General features: G+C 47.2%; 7 protein-coding genes. All 7 read left to right on the plus strand.

Annotated features, from left to right (window positions below; all coding sequences use genetic code 11):
• The 7 genes from DRW41_RS11970 to DRW41_RS12000 all read left to right on the plus strand — a co-directional run bounded on the left by DRW41_RS11970 (position 1) and on the right by DRW41_RS12000 (position 11844).
• The gene (locus tag DRW41_RS11970) at positions 1 to 576 is read left to right on the plus strand and encodes a TetR/AcrR family transcriptional regulator (RefSeq protein ID WP_115452237.1); all 576 of its coding nucleotides are present in this window, start codon (positions 1 to 3) and stop codon (positions 574 to 576) included.
• Positions 577 to 720: 144 nt separating this feature from the next.
• A complete protein-coding gene (gene mtnK / locus DRW41_RS11975) occupies positions 721 to 1935 on the plus strand; it encodes an S-methyl-5-thioribose kinase (RefSeq protein ID WP_115452238.1) in 1215 nt (404 codons plus the stop codon).
• Between the two features lie 1619 nt (positions 1936 to 3554).
• Entirely contained in the window at positions 3555 to 4574 is a 1020-nt protein-coding gene (locus tag DRW41_RS11980; protein WP_115452239.1) for a YflT domain-containing protein, read from the plus strand.
• 559 nt (positions 4575 to 5133) lie between these two features.
• Complete coding sequence (locus tag DRW41_RS11985; protein ID WP_115452240.1) at positions 5134 to 6876, plus strand: ABC transporter ATP-binding protein; 1743 nt, start codon at positions 5134 to 5136, stop codon at positions 6874 to 6876.
• Positions 6857 to 8671, plus strand: a complete 1815-nt coding sequence (locus tag DRW41_RS11990) for an ABC transporter ATP-binding protein (RefSeq protein WP_115452241.1) — start codon at positions 6857 to 6859, stop codon at positions 8669 to 8671. The genes DRW41_RS11985 and DRW41_RS11990 overlap by 20 nt, the downstream gene beginning before the upstream one ends.
• 224 nt (positions 8672 to 8895) lie before the next feature.
• On the plus strand, positions 8896 to 10356 hold the full coding sequence (locus tag DRW41_RS11995) for an alanine/glycine:cation symporter family protein (RefSeq protein WP_115452242.1): 1461 nt from the start codon (positions 8896 to 8898) through the stop codon (positions 10354 to 10356).
• Between the two features lie 189 nt (positions 10357 to 10545).
• Positions 10546 to 11844 (plus strand): ATP-binding protein, encoded by a 1299-nt coding sequence (locus DRW41_RS12000; protein WP_115452243.1) that lies wholly within the window; start codon positions 10546 to 10548, stop codon positions 11842 to 11844.
• Positions 11845 to 11865: the final 21 nt, after the last annotated feature.

Below are 11865 nucleotides of genomic sequence, written 5' to 3' on the forward strand. Positions count from 1 at the left end.
ATGTCGCCAAGGCCAAAAACCTCTCTCGATATGGAAACGATCATCCGCACTGCTGCGGATTTGGCGGATAGAAAGGGATTCGGGGACGTGACTCTAGCCAATCTCGCGAAGGAATTGAATATTAAATCCCCATCGCTTTATAACCACGTGGATGGCTTGCCCGGCCTTAAAAAACAGCTGGCCATTTACGGAATAAACAATCTTTATCAGGCATTGGAGGATGCGAAGGAAAACTTTTCAAAAAAGGATGTTGTACTGGCCTTGAGCATTGGTTATGTGGGCTTCGCGAGGAAGCATCCAGGGGTGTATGAGGCAACCTTTAATGCTCCGGACCCTTCCGACTCTGAAGTACAAGACGCGGGAAGCAAAATTGTCGGCCTCGTCCTTGATAGCCTCGGCGCCTTCGGATTGGAAAAAGAGGAAGCACTCCATGCGGTCCGCGGTTTGCGCAGCTTGATCCATGGCTTTTGTTCACTCGAACAAAAAGGAGGATTCGGCCTGAATCTAAGCTTGAATGAAAGCCTTTCCTTCATGGTGGAAGCATTCATGGCAGGGATTGCCGCCAGGAGGTGTTAAATACGTATAGCAGGTAAGATTCTTGGCGAACCATAGGAGAAAAATTGAAAAAATATTGTTGCGCATGTCCCGCCGTGTTAAAATTTAGATAATTTGAAAAGTTCAGCCGCGCCATTAATGAGCGGCTCCTGGAGGGATTGCAGCATGGCGGTTTTTACAGACGGATACTTCACTATGAATGAAGATGAAGCAATTGAATTCACGAAGGCGAAACTTGGCTTTTTCCCCGCGGATGCCGAATTAACATGCAAAGAAATTGGCGACGGGAATTTGAATTATGTATTCCGTGTCGTGGATGTGAATAGCGGAAAGTCGATTATCATCAAGCAAGCTGGGCCGGTCGCAAGGATTTCCGATGAGTTTAAACTCTCTCCGGACCGGAACCGGATTGAAAGCGAAATCCTTTCGCTCCAGGATAAACTCGCGCCTGGATTCGTGCCGAAGATGTACCATTATGACCCAATCATGAATTGCTGTGTGATGGAGGATTTGTCAGACCACGAAATTATGCGGGGCGCGCTTATGAAGCATAAGCAATTCCCGTTGTTCGCGGATCACATTTCAACATTCATGGCCCAAACCCTTTTGCTGACTTCCGATGTTGCGATGGGACATAAAGAGAAGAAGGAACTTGTAAAATCATTCATCAATCCAGAGTTATGCGAGATTTCCGAGGACCTTGTGTACACCGAGCCATTTTATGATTGTCCGAGGAACGATGTATTTCCCGGTTCAAGGGATTTTGTAAGGGAATTCATTTGGGAAGACAGGAAGCTTTCCCTTGAAACGGCAAAGCTGAAATTCGAATTCATGGCGAATGCGCAGTCGCTCATCCATGGAGACCTTCATACAGGTTCCATTTTTATTAAAGAAGATTCGACAAAAGTAATTGATCCCGAATTCGCCTTCTACGGCCCTGCTGGATATGATGTCGGCAATGTCGTGGCCAACCTGATATTCGCCTACGTAAATGCGCTGTTTACGGGCCCTTCGGATCAAGTGGAATACTTGGAGCGCACGATATCCGAAGTGATTGATTTGTTTAAGGAAAAGTTTTTAGCTTTATGGGACGAAAACTCAGTCGAGCGGACCGCGCGCTATGAAGGATTCAGGGAATATTACCTGGATTCGATACTAAGGGATACAGCGGCGGTAGCGGGCCTGGAACTGTGCAGGAGAATCATCGGCCTGGCGCATGTAAAGGACATCACCTCAATTGAACAACCGGAAACTCGGGCAATGGCTGAAAAAATCTGCCTGACCGCGGGGAAGGAGTTCATCCTGAACCGAGAATTATTCAAAACGGGCGGGGATTTTGCGAAGGCAATCCGCCAAAGCGCAGCGGTATTTTCGAAGTAAGGTTTTGAGTCAGAGGACAATAGATAGAGTAACGGCACCCGCCATTTGTGCGGGTGTTTTTTATTGCAATTAAAGGAAAGGCAACTCGGGTTAAACCCCAGTTGCGCGGCGGATATCGTTTCGGCTGTTATTCAAGCGCTTTTTGCGTGACATTCGAAAGGTAAAACCGGGTTTAAATGTCACGCAAAGTCCGGATGCGTGACATTCGAAGGGCAAAATCGGGTTAGAATGTCACGCAAAGTCCGGATGCGTGACATTCGAAGGGTTAAAGCGGGTTTGGTTGTCATGCAAAGTTTTGATGAGTGACATTCCAAGGGCAAAACCGGGTTTGAATGTCACGCAAAGTTCGGATACGTGACATTCCAAGGGCAAAACCGGGTTTGAATGTCACGCAAAGTTCGGATACGTGACATTCCAAGGGCAAAACCGGGTTTGAATGTCACGCAAAGCCCGGATACGTGACATTCCAAGGGCAAAACCGGGTTTGAATGTCACGCAAAGTTCGGATACGTGACATTCCAAGGGCAAAACCGGGTTTGAATGTCACGCAAAGCTCGGATACGTGACATTCCAAGGGCAAAACCGGGTTTGAATGTCACGCAAAGTTCGGATACGTGACATTCCAAGGGCAAAACCGGGTTTGAATGTCACGCAAAGCTCGGATACGTGACATTCCAAGGGCAAAACCGGGTTTGAATGTCACGCAAAGTTCGGATACGTGACATTCCAAGGGCAAAACCGGGTTTGAATGTCACGCAAAGTTCGGATACGTGACATTCCAAGGGCAAAACCGGGTTTGAATGTCACGCAAAGCTCGGATACGTGACATTCCAAGGGCAAAACCGGGTTTGAATGTCACGCAAAGTTCGGATACGTGACATTCCAAGGGCAAAACCGGGTTTGAATGTCACGCAAAGTCCGGATGCGTGACATTCTAAGGGTCAAACCGGGTTTGAATGTCATGCAAAGTCCGGATGCGTGACATTCGAAGGGCATAATCGGGTTAGAATGTCACGTAAAGTCCGGATGCGTGACATTCGAAGGTCATAAACCAGGTTAAATGTCATGCAATGTCCGGATGCGTGGCATGCCAAGGGCAAAACCGGGTTTGAATGTCACGCAAAGCCCGGATGCGTGACATTCTAAGGGTCAAACCGGGTTTGAATGTCACGCAAAGTCCGGATGCGTGACATTCGAAGGTCATAAACCAGTTTAAATGTCATGCAATGTCCGGATGCGTGGCATTCCAAGGGCAAAACCGGGTTTGAATGTCACGCAAAGTTCGGATACGTGACATTCCAAGGGCAAAACCGGGTTTGAATGTCACGCAAAATTCGGACGAGTCACCTCAAATTGCCAAAACACCTCAAATCGCCCAAACAAGATAAAGCTAAACCTCTGCCCCCGGATTTTTGCCCCAAAGCCCACCATACCCAAATACCCTCTATTGGCGTCCGGCTCCCTCCACATTGCCAATCCTCCTCGGATAACCCGTTGCAAGATCTGTCGAAACCCGCATCGGACAAGCATTTGAAATGTAATTGTAATTTATTGGAGGATTAATGGACAACCTGTGGGGGTAACTAATCTTTGTATCAACCTTTAAAGGAGGAAGATCAATGGATAAGCGAGTAGTTGGAGTATTTGACAACGGAGATGAAGCGGTACGAGCGATTGACGACTTAAAAGCACAAGGCTATGACAGGGATGCAATTTCTGTAGTTGCTAGAGACAGAGACGACATTGACGACATACATGATGAAACTGGTACGAAAACAGAGGAAGGACTTGCTACTGGGGCCGCGACTGGAGGAGTGCTTGGAGGCTTGGCTGGATTCCTTGCAGGCGTAGGAGCATTGGCGATTCCAGGTGTTGGGCCAATTTTAGCAGCTGGACCGATCGCAGCGACATTGACAGGTGCTGCGGTAGGTGCCGGAGCTGGCGGATTGACTGGCGCATTGATCGGCATGGGTATTCCGGAAGACGAAGCGGACCGTTATGAAAGGGACGTAAAGTCCGGCAAAATCCTTGTTCTTGTCGATGAAGACGAAAGAAATCTGGGAGCGGGCAGGACAGGTGCCGTGACCGGAAATACAAATGACTGGTCGGGCAGCACGACAATGGACGATCCGACAATGAGAACCGGAAATGAATTCGGGACAGGAACAGTGGACGCAAACTACGATACTCTCGGCGGAAACTTGAATACCCGGGACGATCGAAACCCGACAAATTGGAGCGATGATTCCGTGAGCGGCATGATGTCTGGGGGTTCATCGGTGGGAAGATCCAGTATGATGGATGATTACCCTGTGGGCTCCACTGACAGGTACGATACAAAAGGAGCCGCGTTCGGAACCGATGAAGACACGGTCATGGGAGGTGCCGGTGGAAATTCGACCATGGGCACTGGCGGAAACGCGACAATGGGCACAGGGGCCGGCTACAATGCCGGGCTTGGTTCCGACCCGAACTTTTCCAATGTGCCTAATGCCAATCCTGAATCAAGCATGGGCGATTCGATGATCAGCAATGACCCATTCAGGGGAACGGATGACACCCTCAGGGAAACGAACAAGAATCGCGACAGCTTCGATGACAGGTTCCGCGGCGAAGGAAGAGACAACTCAAAACGTTAACTGACCGCTAAAATTGCAAAAGGCAGGGAAATGGCGACATTTCCCTGCCTTTTTAAATTTGTGGCGCAAACATGCGCCGTGGTCCGCGCGATAAGCCCATAGAGCTTCGCGCCATGTTAAGTAACTTGCAGCTAGTTGCAAGGCAATAGATAAAAGTTTGGATTGTTTAACGTTAACAATCGTTTGCCGCGGTTCAATATTCCACCTGGTTGTTTAAAACCTAAACGACGTAAGCCCTACCTCTCTTGCGTCCTTGCGGCTCCGAAGCCGCGCCAGTGTGAATAAGTCCATCTATTTAAAACATAAGCAGAATGCCAGTCTGTATTACTTTGCAATCCGTGTGTTCAAGTTACTCAAGCGAACAATTATTTATAATACCATAAAAAAGTAAATTTGGCAATGGACTTTATGTTAATAAAATTTTCACATAAACATTTAAAAAAATGGAAAAAAGCAGTATGATTGATTTGCAAGAATATTTAGATTTCCGAAGTATTGCGTTGGTACTGTCCTCCGGTACCGCAGCTTGGGATATATCCATTCAGGCAGGTGGCAGACCGTGTCAAAAATCTTTTCTTTTTTAAAACCATACCGGATCCATATGGCAATCGCTCTTTTCTTAATGCTCGTAGAATTAATCGTCGAGCTGTGGCAGCCATTGCTGATGGCAAGAATCATTGATGAAGGCGTCCTTAAAAAGGATTTGAATCTGGTCCTTCAGGGCGGGGCAATTATGCTTGGGGTTTCGGCTCTGGCCTTTGCATCGGGAATCATTAATTCCTTTTACGCCGGCCACGCGAGCCAAAGCTTTGGCTATGATGTGCGCAAGGCGCTTTTTGAAAAGGTCCAATCTTTTTCATTTGCCAATTTCGATCGGTTCTCGACGTCTTCCTTAGTCACAAGGATGACCAATGATGTAACAATGATTCAAAACACAGTGTTCATGAGCCTGAGAATCATGCTTCGCGCCCCGCTCCTGATTATCGGAGGGCTGGTGATGGCGATGGTGGTAGACCTGAAGCTCGGTTTAATTCTTGCGGGGGTTACACCGTTCCTTATCCTATTCCTCTCATGGGCGATGATAAAAGCGCGCGGCTATTTTCTTTCAATGCAAAAGAATCTTGACAGGGTCAACTCCGTTCTCAGGGAAAACCTGACCGCCATGAGGCTTATCAAGGCTTTTTTGCGCGGAGGGCATGAAATTGGCCGATTTATGGAAGCCAATGGGCGCCTCAGGGAAAAAACGGTTTCCGCCTTCAGGCTGATTGAATACACAACCCCTGTGCTGATGTTGGCCATGAATGCTGGAATCCTCGCGGTCCTTTGGTTTGGGAGCTTTGAAGTAAGCACTGGAGAAACAAAGGTGGGGGAAGTCGTTGCGATTATCAACTATGGTACGAGGATCACTTCCGCCCTGTCGATTGTATCGATGATCATCATGATTTTTTCGAGGGCGAGGGCGTCCGGCCAGAGGATTGCCGAGGTGTTCGAGACCGAGGTAGACCTCGTTGATGCTCCATTGCCATATAAGGAAAAGCCTGTGCCTTATGGGAAAATTGAATTCAAATCTGTCTCATTCCAATATCCCGGGACCAGCACGCCAGTTCTTGAAAATATCTCATTTACCGCCAAGCCAGGTTCAACCGTTGCGATCCTAGGGGCTACTGGGTCAGGGAAAACATCTTTATTTCAGCTGATTCCAAGGCTTTATGATATAGCGGAAGGAGAAATCCTGATTGATGGGGCTGACATCCGGAAAATGAAGCTTGAAACGCTTAGAAGGCAAATCGGGTATGTGCCGCAGGACGTCCTATTATTTACAGGGACAGTCGCGGAAAACATCTCGTGGGGGAAGGAAAACGCCTCAGAGCAGGACATTACCGAGGCCGCGGTGAATGCGCAAATCCATGAATCGATTGAAAAGTTCCCTGAAGGATACGAATCAAGGATCGGACAAAAAGGGGTTAACCTTTCAGGAGGCCAGAAGCAGCGCATTTCAATTGCCAGGGCCCTTGTCCGAAAACCGAAGATTCTTCTTTTGGACGATAGTACAAGCGCGCTCGATATGAAGACGGAATCCAACCTTTTAAAAGCTTTAAAGAAGTACAAATGCACGACCCTGATCATTACGCAAAAAATTTCGACTGCGATGAGCGCTGATTCCATCCTTCTGCTCGAAGACGGAAAGATCAAGGCTGCCGGAACCCATGCGATGCTGATTCGGACAGAACCGCTTTACAGAAGGATTTACGAAACTCAGCTTGAAGAGGAGAACAGATTGTATGCTGAAGGCATTAACTAAGCCCTTTTTGTATCCGAAACCAGTTCTGAAAGCAAAAGGCGCGCCGGAACAAAAGAAAAAGGCCAAGGCAAAAAACTGGGCGGCCACGATCAGAAGATTATGGGACTATCTTTCCGTAAAAAAGGGGGGCATTACCGTTGTCCTGTTCCTTGTCATCCTGAGCACCGGCCTATCTCTTCTGGGGCCGATCCTGATTGGAAGGACTGTCGATGATTACATTATTACGAAGGAAACAGCGGGCCTTCCGCTTCTGCTTGCGGGAATCCTCGGAGTTTATTTTATGTTTTCTCTATCAAGTTTTCTGCAGGGATATCTGATGATTGGCATTGCCCAGGATACGGTGTCAAGGCTCAGAACCGATTTGTTCAGCCATTTACACCGGCTGCCCATCTCCTTTTTTGACAAAAGGCAGTCCGGTGAGCTTATGAGCCGTGTAACGAATGACATTGAGAATGTCAGTTCGACCTTGAACAGCTCGGTCATCCAGATTTTTTCAAGCGTGCTCATGCTTGTTGGCACCATTTCCGTCATGGTATGGCTGAGCCCGCTATTGACGCTGATTTCACTTATTATTGTTCCGCTCATGTTCCTCGGTATGAAATGGATTACGAACCGGACCGGGATCCTTTTCAAAGAGCAGCAGAGGAACCTCGGAGAATTAAATGGGTTTATCGAAGAGAAGATTTCAGGCCAGCGGATTGTCAAAACCTTTTCGCAGGAACAGAAGGCGATTGATGCTTTCCTTGAAAAAAATGGCCGGTTAAGGCAGTCGGGCTTTTGGGCGCAAACCTTTTCCGGGTTCATTCCGAAGCTTATGAACGTCCTGAATAATGTCAGTTTCACCATCATCGCGGCGATTGGCGGAATCTTTGCCTTAAAAGGTATGATTTCAATAGGTGTCATCATCGTTTTCGCCGAATACTCCCGCCAGTTTACCAGGCCCTTGAATGATTTGGCGAACCAGTTCAACACGCTCCTGTCAGCGGTCGCCGGGGCGGAGCGGGTATTTGAAATTCTTGATGAGGATGCCGAATCGACAGATGAATCCGGTGCCATCGAGCTGGATGAGGTAATTGGAGAGGTTGAATTCCGCAATGTTTCTTTTTCATATGAGAAGGAAGGGAATACAATCAGAGACGTTTCATTCCTGGTATATCCCGGCGAAATGGTTGCCCTTGTCGGCCCGACGGGTGCCGGAAAGTCGACAATCATCAATCTGCTATCACGTTTCTATGACCCTGATAGCGGAGCGATTTTGATTGATGGGCACGATACATCCGCCGTTAAAAGAAAAAGCCTCCGCAGCTATATGGGCTTTGTGCTTCAGGACTCCTTCCTGTTCGAGGGGCCGATTTTGGAGAATATCCGTTATGGAAGGTTGGAGGCAACGGATGAAGAGGTAATCGAGGCGGCGAAAATGGCAAATGCCCATTCCTTCATTGAAAAGATGCCTGAGGGCTATGGCACAGTCCTGAAACAGGATGGTAGCGGTATTTCCCAGGGTCAAAAACAGCTCCTATCAATCGCCAGGGCAATCCTGGCCGACCCGTCGATTTTAATTTTGGATGAAGCGACTAGTTCTATCGATACGATCACCGAATTGAAAATCCAGGACGCGCTCGGAAGGCTGATGAGGGGAAGGACCAGTTTTGTTATTGCCCACCGTTTGAACACTATCCGGAATGCCGATAAAATCCTTGTCCTTCAAAATGGGGAGATTATTGAGGAAGGGAACCACGAATCCCTTCTTGGGAATAAAGGATTTTATTATGAACTGAATAATAATAAAAATTAGGCTGGGTATCTACTCCCGGCCTTTTTCTTTTGAAGTTTTTAATACTATTAAAATCGTATATAAATTTTCTGTGTTTCAGTGTTTACCCTCAAAAAACAACCTATTATACTCGAATGATTGTAAGATAATTTAGAATAATGTGATAAAAATTGTTGTTTACAGCAGGTCGTTATTCTATAATTCAGAATGAAGAGAAAATTCTGAAACACACAAGGGGGATGTTTGTGAACGAATTTGTTAACTCGTTGAATGGCTGGCTTTGGAGTACACCAATGATCGTATTTTGCCTTGGGGTAGGGCTGTACTTTTCATTGCGCACCCGCTTTCTCCAGGTAAGACACATTAAAGACATGGTCATGCTGATGTTTAAAGGGAAGAGTTCGGATGCGGGCGTTTCATCGTTCCAGGCGCTATCGCTGGCATTGTCCGGGCGAGTGGGCACAGGTAATATAGCGGGTACAGCCACGGCTATCGCATTTGGAGGACCAGGAGCTGTTTTCTGGATGTGGGCTATCGCTTTCATCGGAGCCGGAACGGCGTTTGTCGAATCGACTCTAGCGCAAATTTACAAGGTAAAGCAGGACGGGGAGTACCGCGGGGGACCGGCTTATTACATTGAAAAAGGCATGGGAATGAAATGGTACGGAATCCTGTTCGCATTATCGGCTCTGGTCGCAATGAGCTTCCTAATGCCGGGCATCCAATCCAATTCCATTGCAATCGGAATTGAAAACGCATTCAAAGTGGACAGGACTATTACGGGAGCAATCATTGTTATTATTCTTGGTGCGATTATTTTTGGGGGAGTAAAAAGGATTTCAATTGTAGCTTCTTATGTGGTTCCTTTTATGGCCCTTGGTTATATTCTTGTTTCACTCTATATCGTCGCCGTCAATTTCGGTAAAGTCCCTGAAGTTTTTTCACTTATTTTCAGAAGTGCATTCGGCGCGGACGCGGCGTTTGGCGCGCTGCTTGGACTTGCAATCCAGTGGGGCGTTAAGCGGGGGATTTATTCCAATGAAGCCGGACAGGGAACGGGAGCGCATGCTGCGGGTGCGGCTGAAGTATCCCATCCTGCGAAGCAGGGTCTCGTCCAGGCTTTCTCAGTCTATATCGATACGCTTTTCGTTTGTTCTGCAACAGCCTTCATGATCCTTTTTACAGGTATGTACAACACAGTAGGTACGGACGGGAAGACGTTTATTACTGAAAATCTGCCAGGGGTGGAAGCAGGGCCAGGATTTACACAGGCTGCTGTTGATACTGCGCTTCCGGGCTTTGGAGCAGGTTTTGTGGCTGTGGCACTTTTCTTCTTCGCCTTTACGACAATTATGGCATACTACTACATTGCAGAAACGAACATCGCCTACCTGACGAGGGGGATGAGCAGCAAATGGCCGATGTTTGTCCTTAAGCTTGTATTGATGGCTTCAACTTTTTACGGTGCAGTTAAAACAGCCAACCTTGCATGGGCGCTTGGAGATGTCGGCCTCGGGATCATGGTATGGCTTAACCTGATCGCCGTAGTGATCCTCGCTAAGCCTGCCTTGATGGCGCTGAAGGACTATGAGGCCCAGAAAAAGGCCGGGCTGGATCCAGTTTTCAATTCAAAGAAGCTTGGCATTAAAAATGCCGAGTATTGGGAAGAGGATTACAACGGAATCGAGACAGAAAGAGTATCATAAAGTAGAAGTTGGAAAAACGGGGTGCTATGCATCCCGTTTTTTTGTGTCCGATAAGTTCGTTCGTGTCGTTTTTTAGGGGAATTGCTTAGTAATTGTCGGACGAAATACTCTTGTGATGTAAAGGATTTGGAAGAGATTTGTCGTAAAATAAATATAACAAATTGTCATTTGGGAAATTGGGTGCATTGAATGATTGAGGAAAAGCTGCTTCTCCAGGCCCTGTTGATTTTGGCCCCCGTACTTCTCTTCAGCCTCCTGCCAGAGAATAGGCGGCTGGAGAATAATGGTTTGATTTTTGGGATATTCCAAGGTGGCGCAGCCTTTTTATGTGTTGTGTTTTCTTATCACTTTGAAGGATTCTACTGGGATTTGCGGTACGTCCCGTTTGTCCTGGCCCTCCTTTATGGCGGCCCGGGGGCGGGCCTGATTGTATTTGTCGTCATTCTCGTAACTAGAACCTTCATTGGCGGCGAGGCGGTTATTTACAGTTATTTTACAAGTATCGCCACAGTTGTTTTTGCGATTTTTTGGTATAAAAAGTTCTGGACGTACACGCCTTCAAATCGGATTAAACTAGCAATCCTGGGCAGCGGATGGTCGATGTTCTTCTCCTTTTCCATGTTCGTGCTTTTCCGGACACTCGCGGGGAGGGATTTGGATAGGGACCTGATTTTATCGCCGGATATTCTATTGTTTGGAGCAATCAGCATTGCGGGCATCGGTTTCTCGGCCAGATTGATTGAGGAACTTATCGAAAGGGAAAAAATGCGGGACGATATTTTAAGAAGTGAAAAACTGAATACCATGGGAGAACTCGCTGCCTCCTTTGCACATGAGGTACGGAATCCCCTAACTGTCGTAAAAGGGTTTATGCAGCTGATGCACCAAAATGAAACCGGAAAAAACCATGAATATCTAACCCTCGCCTTGAGTGAAGTAGGGCGCGCGGAAATGATCCTTAGTGATTACCTTAATTTTGCAAAGCCGCAGTTCCATAAAATTGAGGAATGCTGCTACCATGAAGTGCTCTCGGAAATCATTGCCCTGCTAAACCCGCTTGCCGCTAAAGGAGGAGTAACCCTTGAGGGCAATTTGTCAAAGGAGAACCTTCATATCGAGACGGACCGGAACCAGCTAAAACAGGCGATTGTCAACCTGTTGAAAAATGCAATAGAGGCCACTAAAGAAGGAGGCATGGTTTCTGTCAGCCTTAATGGGAAGGACGGTCAAGCGGTAATTGAAATTACCGACAATGGCAGGGGAATGACACAGGAGCAGCTCTCAAGGATTGGTACACTTTTTTACACCACCAAGGAAAGAGGGACAGGCCTGGGGACATGTGTATCCCTAAGAATTATTAATGAAATGGACGGCCGTGTCTTTTATTCGAGTGAATTGGATAAAGGGACCAAGGTGACGCTGCTTTTACCGGTAAGCAAAATGAGTTGCCCGAACCAAACGCAGGGGATGTTGCAAGTAGCAAAGTGAAATGAATTTGATTACAGATTG

The sequence above is a fragment of the Neobacillus piezotolerans genome (assembly GCF_003362805.1).
GTDB classification, from domain to species: domain Bacteria; phylum Bacillota; class Bacilli; order Bacillales; family Cytobacillaceae; genus Bacillus_D; species Bacillus_D piezotolerans.

Coding starts and splice junctions, on each gene's coding strand:
- DRW41_RS11970 (WP_115452237.1), top strand. CDS start 1: ATGTCGCCAAGGCCAAAAACCTCTCTCGATATGGAAACGATCATCCGC.
- mtnK (WP_115452238.1), top strand. CDS start 721: ATGGCGGTTTTTACAGACGGATACTTCACTATGAATGAAGATGAAGCA.
- DRW41_RS11980 (WP_115452239.1), top strand. CDS start 3,555: ATGGATAAGCGAGTAGTTGGAGTATTTGACAACGGAGATGAAGCGGTA.
- DRW41_RS11990 (WP_115452241.1), top strand. CDS start 6,857: ATGCTGAAGGCATTAACTAAGCCCTTTTTGTATCCGAAACCAGTTCTG.
- DRW41_RS12000 (WP_115452243.1), top strand. CDS start 10,546: ATGATTGAGGAAAAGCTGCTTCTCCAGGCCCTGTTGATTTTGGCCCCC.